General features: G+C 34.4%; 16 protein-coding genes and 1 other RNA gene. All 17 read left to right on the top strand.

Annotation, left to right across the window (positions count from 1 at the left end):
• Positions 1 to 30: 30 nt before the first annotated feature.
• Positions 31 to 2,187: a RelA/SpoT family protein gene (locus BX659_RS14510; RefSeq protein ID WP_097017007.1), complete on the top strand. Its 2,157-nt coding sequence runs from the start codon at positions 31 to 33 to the stop codon at positions 2,185 to 2,187.
• A gap of 18 nt (positions 2,188 to 2,205) precedes the next feature.
• Complete coding sequence (dtd, locus tag BX659_RS14515; protein ID WP_097017008.1) at positions 2,206 to 2,655, top strand: D-aminoacyl-tRNA deacylase; 450 nt, start codon at positions 2,206 to 2,208, stop codon at positions 2,653 to 2,655.
• Between the two features lie 24 nt (positions 2,656 to 2,679).
• Entirely contained in the window at positions 2,680 to 3,303 is a 624-nt protein-coding gene (locus tag BX659_RS14520; RefSeq protein ID WP_097017009.1) for an MBL fold metallo-hydrolase, read from the top strand.
• A gap of 66 nt (positions 3,304 to 3,369) precedes the next feature.
• On the top strand, positions 3,370 to 4,860 hold the full coding sequence (hemZ, locus tag BX659_RS14525) for a coproporphyrinogen dehydrogenase HemZ (RefSeq protein ID WP_097017010.1): 1,491 nt from the start codon (positions 3,370 to 3,372) through the stop codon (positions 4,858 to 4,860).
• A gap of 347 nt (positions 4,861 to 5,207) precedes the next feature.
• Complete coding sequence (locus BX659_RS14530) at positions 5,208 to 6,767, top strand: peptidylprolyl isomerase (RefSeq protein ID WP_097017011.1); 1,560 nt, start codon at positions 5,208 to 5,210, stop codon at positions 6,765 to 6,767.
• Positions 6,768 to 6,846: 79 nt separating this feature from the next.
• On the top strand, positions 6,847 to 8,109 hold the full coding sequence (gene hisS, locus BX659_RS14535; protein WP_097017012.1) for a histidine--tRNA ligase: 1,263 nt from the start codon (positions 6,847 to 6,849) through the stop codon (positions 8,107 to 8,109).
• Positions 8,110 to 8,127: 18 nt separating this feature from the next.
• Complete coding sequence (aspS, locus tag BX659_RS14540; RefSeq protein WP_097017013.1) at positions 8,128 to 9,909, top strand: aspartate--tRNA ligase; 1,782 nt, start codon at positions 8,128 to 8,130, stop codon at positions 9,907 to 9,909.
• A 169-nt stretch (positions 9,910 to 10,078) separates the two neighbouring features.
• Positions 10,079 to 10,260, top strand: a non-coding RNA gene (gene ssrS, locus BX659_RS14545) — 6S RNA.
• 556 nt (positions 10,261 to 10,816) lie between these two features.
• Complete coding sequence (locus tag BX659_RS14550; RefSeq protein WP_097017014.1) at positions 10,817 to 11,392, top strand: 5-formyltetrahydrofolate cyclo-ligase; 576 nt, start codon at positions 10,817 to 10,819, stop codon at positions 11,390 to 11,392.
• Positions 11,393 to 11,516: 124 nt separating this feature from the next.
• Positions 11,517 to 12,305 carry a Cof-type HAD-IIB family hydrolase gene (locus BX659_RS14555; RefSeq protein WP_097017015.1) on the top strand — a complete coding sequence of 263 codons (789 nt, stop codon included), beginning with the start codon at positions 11,517 to 11,519 and terminating at the stop codon, positions 12,303 to 12,305.
• Positions 12,306 to 12,573: 268 nt separating this feature from the next.
• A complete protein-coding gene (locus BX659_RS14560) occupies positions 12,574 to 13,881 on the top strand; it encodes an AAA family ATPase (protein WP_097017016.1) in 1,308 nt (435 codons plus the stop codon).
• Between the two features lie 69 nt (positions 13,882 to 13,950).
• On the top strand, positions 13,951 to 14,577 hold the full coding sequence (locus BX659_RS14565) for a YigZ family protein (protein WP_097017017.1): 627 nt from the start codon (positions 13,951 to 13,953) through the stop codon (positions 14,575 to 14,577).
• A complete protein-coding gene (locus BX659_RS14570; RefSeq protein ID WP_097017018.1) occupies positions 14,577 to 15,185 on the top strand; it encodes a YczE/YyaS/YitT family protein in 609 nt (202 codons plus the stop codon). Before BX659_RS14565 ends, BX659_RS14570 begins: the two co-directional genes overlap by 1 nt.
• Before the next feature lie 213 nt (positions 15,186 to 15,398).
• A complete protein-coding gene (locus BX659_RS14575; RefSeq protein WP_068718938.1) occupies positions 15,399 to 15,857 on the top strand; it encodes an RrF2 family transcriptional regulator in 459 nt (152 codons plus the stop codon).
• An 81-nt stretch (positions 15,858 to 15,938) separates the two neighbouring features.
• The gene (gene nifS / locus BX659_RS14580) at positions 15,939 to 17,105 is read left to right on the top strand and encodes a cysteine desulfurase NifS (protein WP_216358755.1); all 1,167 of its coding nucleotides are present in this window, start codon (positions 15,939 to 15,941) and stop codon (positions 17,103 to 17,105) included.
• A gap of 85 nt (positions 17,106 to 17,190) precedes the next feature.
• Positions 17,191 to 17,607, top strand: a complete 417-nt coding sequence (gene nifU, locus BX659_RS14585) for a Fe-S cluster assembly scaffold protein NifU (protein ID WP_097017019.1) — start codon at positions 17,191 to 17,193, stop codon at positions 17,605 to 17,607.
• Between the two features lie 206 nt (positions 17,608 to 17,813).
• Entirely contained in the window at positions 17,814 to 18,323 is a 510-nt protein-coding gene (locus BX659_RS14590) for a class I SAM-dependent methyltransferase (RefSeq protein WP_172431839.1), read from the top strand.
• Positions 18,324 to 18,785 lie beyond the last annotated feature (462 nt).

The following is an 18,785-nucleotide window of genomic DNA, read 5'->3' on the forward strand; positions in this document are numbered from 1 at the left end:
TTTAATCTTTTGATAAAGGAGCAATAAGTTATGGCTTTAGAGCAATTATTAGCAAAAATAAGCAGTTATACTGAAAATCCGAATATCGAGCTAGTTAAGAAGGCCTATTACTTTGCTAAAGATGCCCATGAAGGTCAATATAGAGTTTCTGGTGAACCTTTTGTTAGTCATCCTTTACAGGTAGCTAAAATAATGGCAGAATTGGAGCTGGACGTAATTTCGATTACTGCTGCTATCTTACATGATGTAGTTGAAGACACTGAAGTAACAGCAGAAGAATTAAGAGAAGAGTTTGGTCCAGAGGTAGAGTTGCTAGTTAATGGTGTGACAAAGCTAAGTAAGATAGATTTTAAATCTCGTGAAGAGCATCAAGCTGAGAGCTTGCGCAAGATGTTCTTGGCTATGGCTAAGGATATTAGAGTAATCTTAATTAAATTAGCTGATCGACTCCATAATATGAGAACATTAAAGTATCTACCCCAAGAGAAGCAGATTATAAAAGCTACTGAAACCCTGGAAATTTATGCTCCTTTAGCTCATAGATTAGGAATCTCCCATGTAAAATGGGAGCTAGAAGATTTAAGCTTTAGATATCTAGAGCCAGATCATTATTATGAATTGGCCAAAAAAGTAGCTAAAAATAGAGCAGAGAGGGAAGCTTATATCGAAAATGTTATATCTACTTTAAATGGCAAGCTAGAAGAGGTAGATATTGAAGCCGACCTTTATGGTAGACCAAAGCATCTGTACAGTATCTATCAGAAGATGATTAAGTATGGAAAAGAGTTTAAAGAGATATATGATTTGACTGCTTTACGGGTAATAGTTACTTCTGTTAAGGAATGCTATCAGGTCTTAGGGATTATCCATGAGTTGTGGAATCCAATGCCAGGTAGAATTAAGGATTATGTAGCAATGCCAAAATCTAATATGTATCAATCCCTTCATACAACAGTAATTGGTCCTAAAGGGGAGCCTTTGGAGATCCAAATTAGAACTTGGGAGATGCACCGTACTGCTGAATATGGTATCGCTGCCCACTGGCGTTATAAGGAAGGTAATAAGAAGGATGAAGATTTTGAAAGAAAGATCTCTTGGTTACGCCAATTATTAGAATGGCAGAAGGATTTAAATGATGCCAAAGAGTTTATGGAGAACTTGAAGATAGATCTTTTTGAAGATGAGGTCTTTGTCTTTACCCCTAAAGGTGATGTAGTTTCTCTTCCTTATGGGGCTAGTCCTGTAGATTTTGCATATAATATTCATACTGATATAGGTCATACTTGTGTTGGGGCTAAGGTTAATGGGAAGATTATTCCTCTAGAATATCGCTTGAAAAATGGTGATATTGTAGAGATATTGACCTCTAATAATAGTGGTCCTAGCCGTGATTGGCTTAATTTTGTTAAGACCTCTCGAGCTAAAAGCAAGATTAAGCATTGGTTTAAGGAGCAACGCAAAGAAGAGGCAAGTATTAAGGGCAAAGAGATGCTAGAATCAAAATTGAAGAAAGAGAACTTTACCTTAAAAGAAGCAGAGAAGACTAAAAAGCTTGAAGAGATAGCTAAGAAGTTAGGGGTTGCTAATGTTGAAGGTCTTTATGCAGGGATTGGCTATAATAAGTTCTCAGTCTCTCAGGTGGTTAAGAGACTAATTCCACCAGAAAAGAAGGACTGTCCAGAATATGAACTTGATAAATTAAGAAAGAAGAGAATTATCAAAAGAAAGCGACAGAACAAAGGGATTAAAGTTAAAGGGATGGATGGTCTCTTAGTTAGAATCTCTAAATGCTGTAATCCAGTTCCTGGTGATGATATAGTTGGTTATATTACTCGAGGTCGTGGAGTATCGGTTCATAGAGGAGATTGCCCTAACCTTAAGAATTTAGAGGAGACTGAAGAAGAGAGAATTGTAGATGTAGAGTGGTATGTAGACCAGCAGACTTCTTATGAGGTTGAGTTGAAGATTGAAGCTTGGAATAAGCAATCACTATTAAATGATGTAACTACTGTCATTTCAGAAGCTAAAGTGAATATAACATCAATTAATGCCCGTACTACTAAGAATCTGCTAGCCTATATTAACCTCTCTTTAGAGATAAGTAGCTTAGAGCATATGAAGGATATTATTCGTAAATTAGAAGATATTGATGGAGTATTGAATGTACAACGGGCAAATCCTGCTTGACTATAAGGAGGATGATAAATGAGAGTAATCTTACAGCGGGTAATTTCTAGTGATGTTGAGGTTGAAGCTAAGAAGGTAGGAGAGATCAAGAAAGGTTTACTTATTCTCTTGGGAATAGGAGAAGATGATGATATAGATGATATTAACTATCTAGTAGATAAGATAGTTAACTTAAGAATCTTCTCTGACCAAGATGGCAGGATGAATCTATCTGCTTTAGATATAGGTGCAGAGCTGTTGGTTGTTTCTCAATTCACTTTATATGGTGATTGTCGTAAGGGGAGAAGACCTAGTTTTGATTTAGCGGCCTCACCAAAAGAGGCAGAGAAGCTTTATGAAGAATTCCTTTCTTATATAAAAAACTGTGGGTTGAAGGTAGAGACTGGTGAATTTAAAACCCATATGAAGGTTACTTTAATTAATGATGGTCCTGTTACTATTCTATTAGATAGTAAGAAAGATTTTTGATTTTAAGGAGGAACGAGTAGGGAGATGTTTATTAAGAGATTATCTGTAGGAGCATTGAGTGTTAATTGTTATGTTGTTGCTGATGAAGGTAGTAAAGAAGCGGTAGTGATAGACCCTGGTTCACAAGCTCAAGATATTTTAAAGGTGATTGATGACAATGATTTAAAGGTCAAATATGTGATCAATACCCATGGACATAATGATCATATTGCTGCTAATCCTCAATTATTGGAGGAAACTGGTGCTGAGTTGTTGATTCATCAGGATGATGCTGAGTTTTTACAGAACTCTGAGTTGAACCTATCCTTTTTTATAGGTGAGATGGGTCAGCAGTTGGAGTGCCCTAAGGCTGATAGATTGTTAGCAGATGGTGAAGAGATAGAGTGTGGTAGTTTAGTCTTTTCGGTAATTCATACTCCAGGTCATACACCAGGTAGTATCTGTTTAAAGTTGGATGATACCTTATTTACAGGGGATACCATCTTTGCTAGAGGAGTTGGTAGAACCGACTTTCCAATGGGTTCTTACTCTGCTTTAAGAGACTCTATAGCTAAAATATTAGATTTTGAAGAAGACTTAAAGATATGCCCTGGTCATGGCCCAGAGAGTACTTTAAATCGTGCTAGAAGTGAAAACTCATATATATAGTAATAAATTGCTATTGGCTATTAGCTATCAGCTAGTAGCTAATTTATACTAGAGAGGATTTTTACTATGAAAGTAAACCTAGATATAGGACCAAAATATTATCAATCAGTTAAAAGTACATTAGAGGTATTGTTGCCAGAAGTAGATTTTTATCATACAGAAGAAGTAGTAGAGGGAGTAACAGTTATTGGTGAATTGGATACTTCTGAGGGAATTGAGGTTAATAGCTATTTGCAAGATGGGAGCTTCTTAAAGGATAATATCAAGGATAAGGAGATTTTATCTGATATCTATAGTGAAGAGGATTTTACCAAGAGGGTTAAAGAGCGGCTTAAATTAAGCCTTTATAGATTATTAACTAAATATTTAAAGCAGAAGATGAGCCCTTGGGGGATTTTAATCGGGGTACGCCCAACTAAGATTGGGCATTATTTATTGGATAGAGGATTTGATTACCCAACAATCGATAATTACTTGGAAGATATCTATGGTGTTGCTAAGGAAAAAAGAAAGTTACTACTAGATGTGATTAAGCTAGAACGCAACTATCTTCCTAATCAAGAGAAGGCTAAGAATAAAGTAAATATCTATGTAGGAATCCCCTTCTGTCCAACTAGATGTAATTATTGTTCCTTTGCTTCTTACCCTATCAAGAGTAATCAAAGGTATATGCCTGATTTTCTAAAAGCTCTCTACTATGAGATAGAAGAGGTGGGGAAAGTAGTCAATGGGCTAGGATTAGAGGTAGATACTCTTTATCTTGGAGGAGGAACTCCAACTGTCTTATCTGCTGAAGAGTTAGATAAGTTACTAAGTTTATTGAAGATATACTTTGTACACCCTAAATTAAGAGAGTTTACAGTTGAGGCAGGTAGAGCTGATACTATTAATAGAGCTAAGCTAAAACTTTTAAAAGATTATGGGGTAGAAAGAATAAGTATCAATCCCCAAACTATGAATCAAGTAACTTTAGATGAGATTGGACGTCGCCATAGTGTTGAAGAGGTAATAGAAGCTTTTAATGAAGCTAGAGAGATTGGTTTTAAAAATATCAATATGGATATTATTATTGGGCTTCCTAATGAAGATCTATCTGATGTTGAGCACACCTTAGATGAGATTGAGAAGCTTAAGCCTGATAGTTTCACTGTACATACCTTAGCAATTAAACGTGCTTCTCGCTTAAAAAAGAATCTAGCTGATAACGATTTATCTTCTGCTAGAGAAGTAGAGAAGATGATACAGCTAACAGAAGAGCTAGCAGAAAAATTAGGATTAATACCTTATTATATGTATAGGCAGAAGCATATTTTAGGTAATTTAGAGAATGTGGGATATGCTAGGTCTGGAGAGGAATCTATTTATAATATTATCATGATGGAAGAGCGAGAGACGGTAATTGGACTTGGGGGAGGAGCAATAACTAAATTGGTTAATCCTAAGGACTGGTCTTTAGAGAGGTTATATAACCCTAAATTTCCTGAACAATATAGTAGTGAGATTGAAGAAAGAGCGATTGAAAAAATAAGTAAATTAAAGAAATTTTACACTAAGTAGGTGCTAGTTCTGTCTAGTTATACCACAAACATCTTCTTAAGGTTGAATTATCTTCTTTATCAAAATAGCTGAAATTGACATCTTAACTTTGATACGTTACAATATAACTTAGTTGTCTGATTTTAAGGTTTTTATTATTAGCCTATCTATAAGAATTTAAGGCTATGAGCTATAAGCTATAGGCTACAGTTTATCCGATACCTAGTGCCTCTAAAGTGCTCACTTCTATTAAGTAAGTTCTAAAGAGATACTGTGGTTATGGATAAGTTTCAAAGTCACTCTGAAACTAAGAACTCACCTTATGGTAAAGCTTTTAATTAAATATATAGAGGGAGGAAAATAGAATTATGATGGATTTATTAAGAAAGCATACAAAAGCTATAATTTATGTAGTAGTAGTTGCCTTTGTTGCAACAGGTGCATTGGTTTATTTGAATACTCCAGGAACAAAAAGTGGGGCTCAACAAGAGGCTTATGCTCAAAGGTTCGATAAAGCTGTAGCAACTGTAAATGGTGAAGAGATACCATATCAAGAATATGCTTATCAATTACAAGGTTATTTACGCCAATACCAAAATCAGATTGCTCCAAATCAAGTTGTAGGGTTAAAGGCTAATATCTTGGACAATATAATTAATCAAAAGTTAATTCTTCAAGAAGCTAAGAAGAATGATATTAAGCCAGAGATTACTGATGAGGATGTTCAAGCTCAATTAGATCAGGTGATCGATTATTATGCTTCTTCTAAAGAAGAGTTTGAAGAGATTATTAAGAAGAATGGACAAACAATTGAAGATGTAAAGAATACTATTAGAGAGAATATGGCTACTCAAAAGAGAATTGAAGCAATGTTAGATTCAGTAAAGGATAATATAGAGGTAACTGATCAAGAGATTGCAAAGCAATATGAAGAGGTTACTGCAAGCCATATCTTAATTAAGACTGATGATAAAGAAGATGCAGAAGCAAAAGCTAAGGCTGAAGAAGTATTAGCAAAAGCTAAATCTGGGGAAGATTTTGCTAAATTAGCTAAAGAGTATTCAGAAGGTCCATCTTCTTCTAGAGGTGGAAATTTAGGTTCTTTCACTCGTGGTAGAATGGTTAAGCCTTTTGAAGAAGCTGCATTCTCCATGGAAGTTGGAGAGATTAGTGATTTAGTTAAGACAGAGTTTGGTTATCATATTATTAAGGTAACTGATAAGAAAGAAGCTACTGGTAAAGAGTTTGAAGAGAAGAAAGAAGAAATAAAAGAAAAATTAGTAGCTCAAAAAGAGAAGGAAGCCGTTAATAACTGGTTAGAAGAAGTTAGAGATAATGCTAAGATTGTAATTGAAGACAAAGAGATTAAGGCCTTTGATGCAGCAAGAAATGGTAATCTTGAAACAGCAATTAATAACTATAAAGCTGCTATTGCCAATAATCAAGGAGCATACTATCTATATCACAATTTAGCTCAAATTTACCAGATGAATGGAAATCAAGAAGAGGCAATTTCAACTTATCAAGAGGCAATTGAAAATTATCCTGAACAAGTTGATTTCTATGTGAGCTTAGCTGATTTATATACAAAGGATGAGAAATTTGATAAAGCTATTGAAGTTTATCAAACTGGATTGTCTAATAATGAAGATAATGCTGAGTTACACTTATCATTAGGTGATGCTTATAGAAAGCAAGATAATAATGAAAAAGCACTTGAAGAGTATGAAACTTTCTCCAAGCTAGCTGGTGATGATCTCATGGCTCAATATAGATTAGCAAATATCTATAGCCAAATGGGTCTTGAGGATAAAGCCAAAGCTCAGATGGATAAGGTAAAAGAGATTCAAAGTAAGCAGCAAGAAGCAGCAAAACAAGAAAGAGAAGAGTCAAAAAAAGAAGAAACTAAAGAAGAGAGTGCAGAGTAACTTTTAAGTAGGGGCGTAATTTATTACGCCCCTACTACTAAATTTTATGTACTGTTTTCAATATTTTAGGAGGGATAGAATGGGTATTACAGCCCCAAGGGGAACTAAGGATATATTCCCTGAAGATACAGTCAAGTGGCAGTATCTAGAAAATTTAACAAAGAAGATATTCAGCAGTTATAACTATAAAGAGATTAGAACACCAATCTTTGAAGAGACTGCATTGTTTCAAAGGGGAATTGGAGAGACTACTGATATTGTAGAGAAGGAGATGTATACCTTTGAAGATAAGGGTGGTAGAAGTATCACTTTACGTCCAGAGGGAACGGCTTCTGTAGTCAGAGCTTTTTTAGAGAATAAGATTTATGGACAAGCTCAACCAACTAAGTATTTTTACATAGGTTCAATGTTCAGATATGAAAGACCACAAGCTGGTCGTTATAGAGAGTTTCATCAATTAGGAGCAGAGGTCTTAGGGGCAGATAATCCAGCAATAGATGCTGAAATTATCTCTTTAGGTATTCACTTATTAGAAGAGTTAGGTTTAAAGGATTTAGAGCTACACTTAAATAGTGTTGGCTGTCCTAAGTGTCGGAAGGTATATAGAGAGAAGTTGATGGAATACTTTAAACCATATCTTGAAGATTTATGCTCTGACTGTCAAGACCGTTATGAGAGAAATCCTTTACGTATCCTAGACTGTAAAGCAGATAGAGATAAAGAGTTTATGTCAACAGCACCTAAGATTTATGAAGAGTTATGTGAAGAGTGTGAAACACATTTTGCTAATGTTAAGAAGCATCTGGATTTATTAGGGATCGATTATATCCTTGATGCTAATTTAGTAAGAGGGCTAGATTATTATACTAAAACAGCCTTTGAAGTAATTTATAAAGGGTTGGGTGCTCAAGATACTATCTTTGGTGGAGGTCGCTATGATGGATTAGCCCAAGAGGTTGGTGGTAAGGATATCCCAGGTATAGGATTTGCCATGGGAATGGAGAGAATCTTGCTAACTATAGAAGAGCAAGGCATTGAGCTACCAATAGATGATAGTATAGATTTATTTATTACAACTATCGGTGAGAGGGCAGAGGAGGAAGCTTTTAAGTATTTAGCTAAGCTGCGTAAAGCTGATTTAAAGGTAGAGATGGATTATTTAGGTAGAAGTGTCAAGAGTCAAATGAAGACTGCCGATAGAAATAATGCTAATTATAGTATTATCCTAGGTGAAGATGAGTTGGATAAGGGTGTAGCTACTATTAGAAATATGAAATCTGGGGAACAGGTAGAGATTAAATTAGAGAATCTAGTTGAAGAGATGACAAAGCGTATAGACTAATTGGGAGGTAATTGAAAGATGAAAGGATTAAAGAGAAGCTGCTATTGTGGTGATGTGAGAAGAGAGCATGTAGGAGAAAAGATAACTCTAATGGGGTGGGTTAACCGTAGAAGAGACCATGGAGGAGTAATCTTTATAGATTTAAGGGACAGATTTGGGTTGGTACAGGTAGTATTCAGTCCAGAAGTATCTGAAGAGATGTTTGAAATTGCTGATGAGTTGAGAAAAGAGTTTGTTATAGCTATTAAGGGAGAGGTTATTGCTAGACCTGAAGGGATGGTTAATGAAGATTTAGCAACTGGAGCAATTGAGATTTATGCTGAAGAATTACATATCTTAGATAGAGCTCAGACTCCTCCAATTCAAGTTGAGGATGATATCAACTCTAGTGAGGAGATGCGATTAAAGTATAGATATTTAGATTTAAGAAGAAAGCCGATGCAAGATAATATCATCTTACGCCATAAGGTCAAGCAAGCTGTTAGAAATTATTTAGATAATAAGGACTTTTTAGATATTGAGACACCAATGTTGACTAAGAGTACTCCAGAGGGTGCAAGAGACTTCTTGGTACCAAGTCGTGTCAACAAAGGTCAGTTTTTTGCTTTACCTCAATCTCCACAGCTATTTAAGCAGTTATTGATGGTATCAGGTTTAGAGAGATATTATCAGATAGTTCGCTGCTTTAGAGACGAAGATTTAAGAGCAGACCGTCAACCAGAATTTACTCAAATCGATATAGAGATGTCATTTATGAGCCAAGAAGAGATTATGGACTTAATTGAAGGTATGATTCAAGAGGTATTTAAAATTGCTGGATTTGAGGCTCCAACGGAATTTCCGCACATGAGCTACCATGAAGCTATGGATCGTTTTGGAAGTGATAGACCAGATATCCGCTTTGGTTTAGAATTAATCGATGTATCTGATGCAGTTAAGGATGCAGAGTTTAAAGTCTTTAGTGGTACCATTGCTAAAGGTGGACAGGTTAAAGGTATCAATGTCAAAGGTGGAGTTGATTTTTCTCGTAAGGATATCGATGAATTAACTGACTTTGCTGGAATTTATGGTGCTAAAGGTCTTGCTTGGATGAAGATCAAAGAGGATGGAGTACAATCTCCAATAGCTAAGTTTTTGGCTGAGAATGAATTGAATAGTATGCTAGATGCTATGGGGGCTGAGACAGGGGACTTATTGTTATTTGTAGCAGATACTCCAAAGGTGGTAGCAGCTTCTTTGGGTAACTTAAGATTGAAGATTGGAAAAGATTTGGGTCTAATTGACCAAGATGAGTTTAACTTTGTCTGGATAACTGACTTCCCATTATTAGAGTGGGATGAAGAAGCTAAGAGGTATGTTGCTTTACATCATCCATTCACTATGCCTAAAGAAGAGGATATCGACTTATTAGATAAGGACAATGCTGGTAAGGTGCTTTCTCAAGCCTACGACTTGGTATTAAATGGTATTGAGATTGGTGGAGGAAGTATCAGGATTAATAATAGTAAATTACAGTCTAAAATCTTTAATCTATTGAATATGGATGAAGAAGAGATTGAAGAGAAGTTTGGTTTCTTATTAGAGGCCTTCCAATATGGTGCTCCACCACATGGAGGAATTGCTTTTGGACTTGATAGATTGGTAATGTTACTTGGGGGATTAGAGACTATTCGTGATGTGATCCCATTCCCTAAAACTCAAAGGGCTACCTGCCTATTGACAGAAGCACCATCAATGGTAGCAGAAGCTCAATTAGAAGAGCTTGGTATAGAGGTAGAAGAACAGATAGAGATAGACTAAGTTGTATTTATTGGAGGTTGTTCTGCTTAACTATAAGTTAACGTAAGGTTAAAAATAAATTTTCCATAAATTATCAAGCAATTTCACTTGCGATAAATATTAAAGTATGTTATTATCTTAATAGAGTTAAGGAAAGGCATAAAAGAACGACATACAAAAACTTAATATAAATGTCCTGCGGTGTGCGAGATCGGATTAATATTTTGCCCAACACTATATTATAAGGGAGCCTGGACTTCATCTGGGGCGTACAAGCCTCCAACTAGAGAGGAAGTACAAAGCAGATGGGAGGGCACCCACTTTGAAGCCAAGAGCAAAATACAAAATCTAGTACGGCACTGCGGGACAATTTTTTATCTAGCTGAAATGCTAGATTTTTTTATTTTTTGCAATAAGATAAAACTATTAAGTTGATAAAGAGTAGTTTATATATTTTTTATATAGTAGAAGCAATAATGAGATAATATATAGATATTGCGACACTTTTGCATTTACAATTAACAGTGTACAATTGATAATTAAACAGATTTTAAGGTTTTTAATTCGAAAAAAATTTCTGTTTGAACGAAGCAAAAATTGAGCTAGGATTTAGAGTATTATAAAATTTTAATTTAGAGAGTCTAATAAGTGATAATGTTCATTATTTTAATTGCTGAGTGAGTTAAATTTTTTTCTAGACCTTTTGGTGACTTTTGTGGCAATGGTAAAAGTCACTCGGGAAAAAAGCTGATAAGCTTTCCCGAAAAATGTTTTAATAATTTTACTAACTTTTTAAAGTGAAAAGTGTTGCAATATACCCATTAACCATCATCACCTATATTAAAATTTAACTATCACAAATTATTAATCCTTGCAATTAACTATAGTCTCCCTTATAATAAAGACCAAAAAGTAAAGGGGATTCCATATGATAGAAGCTAAAAAAGAGCAACGCCAAGAGATGTTAAGTCTAAGAAGGAAACTTAGTCAAAAAGATATAATAGCTAAGAGCAATGAGATTAAGTCCAAATTATTTGATTCAGCTAAGTTCAAAGCTGCTCAGAGTATAATCTTTTTTGTATCTTTTAAGAATGAAGTTAGAACTGAAGCAATGATCAAAGAGGCTCTTGATTTAGGGAAGAGAGTTATTGTTCCAATTACAAATATAAAGGAGAATAAACTTGAGTTATCAGAATTAAAGGATTATGATCAGGAGTTGACAGAAGGTACTTATGGAATTCTAGAGCCTAAGCAGGAATATAGAAGACCAGTTAATTTCTCTAATGCTGATCTAGTTATCTGTCCAGGTCTTGCTTTTGATAGAAAGGGTAATCGTTTAGGGTATGGTGGGGGATATTATGATAGATTATTAACTCAGGATTTAACTATCAATAGAGTAGCTATCTGTTTTGATTTTCAGATTATTAATAAGGTGGTAGTTGATGAATATGATATTAAGATGAATAAGATAATAAGTGAAAGTAGAGAGCTGATCTGTTATTAAAAAAATTAAGTTTTGTAGATGATCTGGTTTAAAAGTTATTTATAAAATTATTGTTTCATAAGAGGATTTTGATCAAGGATAAAGAAGTATACAAATTGGATATTACTAAATAAGAGGTGATAATGTGAAGTATAAGTTAGTAGCTGTAGATATGGATGGAACCTTACTCAATGATGAGCATAAGGTTTCTAATAAGAATAGAGAGACTATTAAGAAGTTTGCTGATCAAGGTGTTAATTTTATTTTAGCCAGTGGTAGACCTTATCAATCTTTGTATCCTTATACTAAGGAACTAGAAGTATATTTACCGTTAGTTACATCTAATGGCTCAATAGTTAAGTGCCCTTTAACTGATAATATTTATCATAATAAGCAGATTCAGTTGGATTTGGCTGAAGAGATATTGGAATATGGTTATAATAATTCTCATGGAATAAGCTTATATTTTGGTGATAAGGTAATTACCAATCGAGAATCAATAGCTCAAGTACATAATGATTTAGAAGGAATAAAGGCTATTATTGAAGAAAAGCATAAGCTGAAAGAAGCACCGACAAAAATTCTATTCTCTGGTGATCCTAAGAAGATGTCAGAACTTTTTGCTTTATTGGCTGAGAGGTATGAGGATAAACTATATATTACTCAGTCTGATGAAGAGTATGTTGAGGTAATGGATTTAGAGGTTTCAAAAGGTAATGCTCTTAAATATATGATGGATAAGATGAACATCGATTCTGAAGAGGTAATTGCTATTGGAAATCAATTTAATGATGTGGCTATGTTTGAGATAGCTGGATTGTCTATAGCGATGGCTAACTCTCCTGAGGGGGTAAAGAATCAGGCGGATTTTGTTACTAAGACCAACTTGGAAGATGGAGTGGCTTATGCTTTAGAGAGATTTCTTTCTGAATAATAAGCAATGATTAATAAGTTGTTAACAGAAAAATAGATTATTTGATAGCGTCGGAATATTCCGACGCTATTTTTATGATATAATATAGTCATCCAACTTTAGAATGAAATTAAAATTATAGTAAATTTAGATGACAGTAACGAGTGATGAGTGACAAGTAAAAATCAAGAGAGTAAAAATACTATAGGTTTCACTTTAGAGTTATATATCCATATAAGATTAAAACTAATTATAAGCTATAAATTTTAAAATAAAATGGGGTGTAATGATGGATTTATTTAGTCAAAACTACCAAGGTGATGGTCAAGATAAACCATTGGCAGTTAGAATGAGACCACGTAATTTAGATGAGTTTGTTGGACAAGAGGATATCATAGGTGAAGGTAAGTTATTACGAAGAGCAATTCAAGTCGACCGCTTACAATCTGCTATCTTTTATGGACCACCAGGGACAGGTAAGACCACATTGGCTCAGATTATTGCAAATAGTACTGAGGCAGAGTTTGAGAAGTTAAATGCAGTTACTTCTGGGGTGAAGGATTTACGAGAGGTGATTAAGCGGGCTGAAGGAAGAAGAGGGATGTATAATAAGAGAACAGTACTCTTTGTTGATGAGATACATCGCTTTAATAAGAGCCAACAGGATGCTTTATTACCAGCAGTTGAAGATGGGACTGTTATCTTAATTGGTGCAACAACGGAGAACCCTTATTTTGAGGTCAATTCACCACTGATATCCCGTTCCAGAATATTTAAGTTGAGAGAACTAGATAAGAAGGATTTGATTAAAGTTTTAACTAGAGCACTGGCAGATAGGGAACGAGGATTAGGAGGATATGAAGTTGAAATAAGCGAAGAGGCTTTAGACCATCTAGCAATGGTTGCTAATGGAGATGCTAGAAGAGCTTTAAATGCTTTGGAATTAGCTGTGTTGACTACTCCAGAAGATAATGGTCTTAGAAGAATAAGTTTAGAGGTGGCAGAAGAGAGTATTCAACAGAAAGCAATTAGATATGATAAGTCTGGGGATAACCATTATGATATTATTTCAGCTTTTGTTAAGAGTCTACGGGGCTCTGATCCTGATGCTGCAATCTATTGGTTGGCACAGATGATTGAGGCAGGTGAAGATCCAAGATTTATTGTGCGGAGAATGATTGTACATGCTGCTGAAGATATTGGAAATGCTAATCCCCATGCTTTGATGGTGGCAGTTTCGGCAGCTCAGGCTTTAGAGTATGTAGGTATGCCAGAAGCTAGAATACCTTTGGCTCAGGCTGTTATATATATAGCTAGTGCACCAAAAAGTAATGCTGCGCTTGTAGCTATTGATAAAGCTTTGGAGATAGTTAAATCTCAACCTACTTCAGGGGTACCAGCCCATTTAAAGGACGCCCATTATGATGGAGCTAAGAACTTAGGTCATGGGAAAGGTTATAAATATCCCCATTCCTATGCTAATAATTATGTAAAACAGCAGTATTTACCTGATGAATTGCTAGGGAGTAAATTTTATCAAGCCACTACAAATGGTTATGAAAAGAAGATAAAAGAATTTTTAGAAAATTTAGATTAACCAATAACTCTTGTTACTAAAAATTAAAATAGATATAATATTTAAAAGAGCTTGAAAGGAAGCGGTAATATGTCAGATAGTTACAAGACTATTAAGAGAAATCTTAGGGTAGAAGCTAAAATAAAGAAATGTAAGTTTATTACCTCAGTTAAGAATGTTAATACTGTCAAAGAAGCCGAAGAGTTTATTGAAGAGATTAATGAAGAGTTTGCTGATGCTAGGCATAATGTTTATGCTTTTAAAGTTGGGATAGGAGATAGAGCGAGCAAAAGGTGTAGTGATGATGGAGAGCCTGCAGGTTCTTCTGGACCCCCTGCTTTACAAGCGATTGAAGGGGAAGAGGTGACCAATGTTGCACTAGTGGTTACCCGTTATTTTGGGGGAGTAAAGCATGGAGTAGGAGGATTGATTAGAGCCTATGGTGGTTCAGCCAGAGAGGCTATTAGAGAGGCTGGTATTGTAGAGAAGATAAGGTATGTAGAGCTGGCGATTTCAATCTCTTATGATAGGATGGGAGAAGTTATTAATGATTTAGAAGGGCATGAAGGTGAGGTTCAAACTATCAATTATATGAATGATGGAGTGGAAGTGATAGCAGTTATGAAACCAAGTTATATTGCTGCTTTTAAGAAGAGAATAACAGATGCAACTAGGGGAGAAGCTAGCTTTGAAGAAAAGGGAGAGAAATTTAGATAATGAAATCAATACATGATTGGCTACAATTTGTGCTAGGTTTAATTATTGTAAGTGTCGGTATAGTCTTCACCATTAAGGCTGACTTAGGGGTGTCACCGTGGAATGTATTTCATATCGGTTTGACTAATTATTTTAATATAACTGTAGGTTGGGCAAGTCAAATAACTGGTTTTGTAATTATAATACTCAGTTTCCTGATGGCTAGAATTAAGCCAACTTGGGGAACAGTGATTAATATAGTCTTAGTTGGTTTCGTAATAGATGGGATAATGTTATTATTACCTGATCCTGCTAGTTTAATCTTTAGATATATCTACTTATTCTTAGGGTTAATAGTATTTGGTTTTGGAGTGGGGGTTTATATCTCTGCAGAATGTGGAACTGGTCCTAGAGATAGTTTGATGGTAGCATTGGATAAAAAATTAAAGGTCGATATCAGTTGGATTAGAACTAGCATTGAAATCTTTATTTTAATTATTGGATATATATTAGGAGGTCCAGTAGGTATTGGAACTGTTTTGAGTGCTTTGGCTATAGGTCCTATTATGGGGTTTTCCTTAAAATTAATGAACCTATCTTCTAGAAAGAGGGGTAAAATTAATGCTTAATTTAATGTAGATAAATTTTATATAATTGATAAATATGATACTGATTTAATCTATAAAACACATATTAATACTAGGGAATGCTAATAATGATAAATGGAGCAGACGAGATTTTTGTCAATTATTTTTGTATGTTAAATTGACAAAAACCAAGTTGTGTGGTATGATTAATTTACAATACCAAGAAGAAAACTCGGGATTAAGGGAGGCTCTTATATGAAACTGTCTACAAAAGGGCGTTATGGAGTAAGAGCAATGTTTGATTTGGTCTTACATCAAGGTGATGGTCCTATTCCTTTAAGAAGTATTGCAGAAAGGCAGGATATATCTGAACATTATTTAGAACAGTTGATTGCTGTTTTAAGAAAAGCAGGCATAGTAAATAGTGTTCGTGGAGCACATGGAGGCTATTTATTGGCTAAAGATCCTCAAGAGATAACTATTGGTGATATTATTAGATCTTTAGAAGGTCCAATTGCTCCTGCTGACTGTGTTTCTGATGAACTAAAGGATGAATGTGGAAATAGCCCTGACTGTGTTGTAAAGATGATATGGAAGAAGGTAAAGGATAGTATTGATGAAGTGCTTGATTCAATTACTTTAGAAGATTTGAGACAAGAAGCAATTAATGCTCAGCAAAAAGGTAATAGGCATGGTTACATGTATCATATATAATAGTCGAACTTTGGCTGTACTTAATAAATGATCTAACAGATATATTTTAATAACTTATAATGACAAAGGAGGAAGAAAAAAGTGAAGAGAGTATATATGGATAATGGAGCAACAACTCCAACTGCTCCTGAGGTTTTAGAAGTAATGAAACCTTATTTTACTGATGTATTTGGAAATGCATCTAGTTTTCATTCTTTTGGAAGGGAAGCTAGAAATGCTATTACTGAAGCTAGGGATAGTGTAGCTAAGTTAATTGGTGCTGATGATTCTAGAGAGATTGTTTTCACCAGTGGAGGAACAGAAGCTGATAATTATGCAATTAAAGGAGTAGCCGAAGCTTTAGAAAAGAAAGGGAAACATATTATTACATCTTCTATAGAACATCATGCAGTTTTACATACTTGTCAGTACTTAGAGAAGAAAAAGGGATTTGAAGTAACTTATTTGCCAGTAGATGAAGATGGAATGGTCAATCCTGCAGATGTAAAGGATGCTATTAAGGAAGATACAATCTTAATTACTATTATGATGGCAAATAATGAGGTAGGAACAATTCAACCAATTGTAAAGATTGGTGAAATTGCTAAAGAAGCTGGAGTAACCTTCCATACAGATGCGGTACAAGCAGTTGGAAGTATTCCAGTTGATGTTAATCAATTAAATGTAGATCTTTTATCACTATCAGGGCATAAATTTAATGCTCCTAAAGGGATAGGGGCTTTATATATTCGAAAAGGAACTAAAGTTGCTAAGTACTTACATGGTGGTGCTCAAGAGAGAAATCGTAGAGCCACTACTGAGAATGTTCCAGGAATAGTTGGTTTAGGTAAGGCCTGTGAAATAGCTCTAAATGCTATGGATGAAAAGTCTGCTAAACTAATAGCTTTAAGAGATAGATTGATTTCAGGTATTGAAGAGCAGGTTGACTATGTAAAATTAAATGGACATAGAACTGAAAGACTACCAGGTAATGTGAATTTCAGTATTCGCTATATTGAAGGTGAATCAATTCTAATGAAGTTAGATTTAGAAGGGATTGCAGCTTCTAGTGGTTCAGCTTGTACTTCAGGTTCATTAGATCCCTCTCATGTATTATTAGCAATGGGATTAACTCATGAAGTAGCTCATGGTTCATTAAGGTTGACTTTAGGAAATTATAATACTGAAGAAGATGTGGATAGAATTTTAGATGTGTTACCAAAGGTAGTAACTGATTTAAGAGCGATGTCGCCTATTTATAATGGATAATATCAAGTTTGAGTTTAAACACAAGCTTTATTAAAGCCCTTTTTAAACTCAAACTCAAATTTAAACTTAAAAAGGGGTGTTATAGATGTATTCAGATAAGGTTATGGAACATTTCCAAAACCCAAGAAATGTAGGAGAGATTCCTGATGCAAATGGTGTGGGTACAGTAGGGAATGCAAAATGTGGAGATATTATGAAGATGTTTATTAAGGTAGAAGATAATATAATTACTGATGTTAAATTCAAGACTTTTGGCTGTGGTGCAGCAATTGCTACAAGTAGTATGGCTACTGAATTAGCTGTAGGTAAGACTGTAGAAGAAGCCCTTGAATTGACTAATAAAGCTGTGGCTGAGGCTTTAGATGGTCTGCCACCTGCTAAGATGCACTGTTCTAACTTAGCTGCTGATGCTTTAAAGAAAGCTATCAATAATTACTTAGGAATTGAAACTGATGATTCAGATGAAGTTCATCATCATCACCATGAACATGATGAATTCTAAATTGAATAATATTTTAAGAAGAGGGCGATGGTCAGGGATAATATAGACCATCGCTTTAATATATTTTACAAAGTAGCCTTACTGTGTTTAATAAATGAATTTAAATGATTGTTTGAATAATTTAAAAAATAAGAGTTCTTCTGACTTTTATTTCTTTTTTGGGGGATAATAATTGATAAATTATTATTTAAAGGAGAATTCTAATGATGTCTCAACCATGTAAAAGCATAGTTAATTTGGTCCCGTTTTTCAAAAACAATCAAGTTCTAAAGGTTCTTGATTATGGAGCTGGGAAGTTGAGAAATACCATTTATCTACTCAAAAAAGGTTTTGAAGTCTATGCTTGTGATACAGCAAAGCAGATCAAAAAGGTTAATTCTTTAATAGGTGCTGATAAACTGCCATATATAATTGATGAAAGTCGATTGATATCTCATAGACTGAATGTTGATTTAGTTGTATCCAATTATGTCTTGAATATAATTAAAGAAGATAGTGATAAGTTGAAATATATTAAAAATGTGTATGATATTTTAAAGCAGAGGGGTTATTTTTTATTGGAAGTAAGAAGAAAAACTGAAAGGACACCCACAGATTGTGCTAAAGCCTTTACTAAAGAGGAATTGAATTGTCTTATATCAAGCTATGATTTTAAAAAGATAAAGGACTATTCTTCTAAGATAAGTATAATCTTTTTATATCAAAAGATTAGTTGATAAAAGGTTTGAATTATTATAGAATAAATTCTTGACAGCTGAAAGCACAAGTGTTATCATATTATTTGTTGTTTGCAAGAAAAAGGTGAGTTTAATCTTTTCTTGACAATTATAATCAAAGATGATAGATTATTACTTGTACTATTAAATGTTTTTTTATTTTAATTTTTTCTTGACGAGACTTAGTGCTTTTGATATACTATATCTTGTCGCTTGTTAAGAAGTCTTTTGTCTTATAAAAAACTTCTTGACAGAGATTTTTTAGAATGGTATGATTAATGACGTTGTCGCTAAAAAACTTTTAAAAAGTTATTGACAACTGAAATGAGATTTGATAAGATATTAAATGTCGCTACTAAAGGCGGCGCTAAATTTGGTCTTTGAAAACTAAACAATGCAAGTTTTGACCAAGCGTAATATAGAGCTAATCAAACTTTTGTTATTAAATGTGTATTCACATTT

Origin of the sequence: Orenia metallireducens (assembly GCF_003001995.1) — a bacterium.
Lineage (GTDB): Bacteria > Bacillota > Halanaerobiia > Halobacteroidales > Halobacteroidaceae > Orenia > Orenia metallireducens_B.

Coding starts and splice junctions, on each gene's coding strand:
- BX659_RS14550 (WP_097017014.1), top strand. CDS start 10,817: ATGATAGAAGCTAAAAAAGAGCAACGCCAAGAGATGTTAAGTCTAAGA.
- BX659_RS14590 (WP_172431839.1), top strand. CDS start 17,814: ATGTCTCAACCATGTAAAAGCATAGTTAATTTGGTCCCGTTTTTCAAA.
- BX659_RS14520 (WP_097017009.1), top strand. CDS start 2,680: ATGTTTATTAAGAGATTATCTGTAGGAGCATTGAGTGTTAATTGTTAT.
- hemZ (WP_097017010.1), top strand. CDS start 3,370: ATGAAAGTAAACCTAGATATAGGACCAAAATATTATCAATCAGTTAAA.
- BX659_RS14560 (WP_097017016.1), top strand. CDS start 12,574: ATGGATTTATTTAGTCAAAACTACCAAGGTGATGGTCAAGATAAACCA.
- BX659_RS14530 (WP_097017011.1), top strand. CDS start 5,208: ATGATGGATTTATTAAGAAAGCATACAAAAGCTATAATTTATGTAGTA.
- BX659_RS14570 (WP_097017018.1), top strand. CDS start 14,577: ATGAAATCAATACATGATTGGCTACAATTTGTGCTAGGTTTAATTATT.
- nifU (WP_097017019.1), top strand. CDS start 17,191: ATGTATTCAGATAAGGTTATGGAACATTTCCAAAACCCAAGAAATGTA.
- BX659_RS14575 (WP_068718938.1), top strand. CDS start 15,399: ATGAAACTGTCTACAAAAGGGCGTTATGGAGTAAGAGCAATGTTTGAT.
- aspS (WP_097017013.1), top strand. CDS start 8,128: ATGAAAGGATTAAAGAGAAGCTGCTATTGTGGTGATGTGAGAAGAGAG.
- dtd (WP_097017008.1), top strand. CDS start 2,206: ATGAGAGTAATCTTACAGCGGGTAATTTCTAGTGATGTTGAGGTTGAA.
- BX659_RS14510 (WP_097017007.1), top strand. CDS start 31: ATGGCTTTAGAGCAATTATTAGCAAAAATAAGCAGTTATACTGAAAAT.
- BX659_RS14565 (WP_097017017.1), top strand. CDS start 13,951: ATGTCAGATAGTTACAAGACTATTAAGAGAAATCTTAGGGTAGAAGCT.
- hisS (WP_097017012.1), top strand. CDS start 6,847: ATGGGTATTACAGCCCCAAGGGGAACTAAGGATATATTCCCTGAAGAT.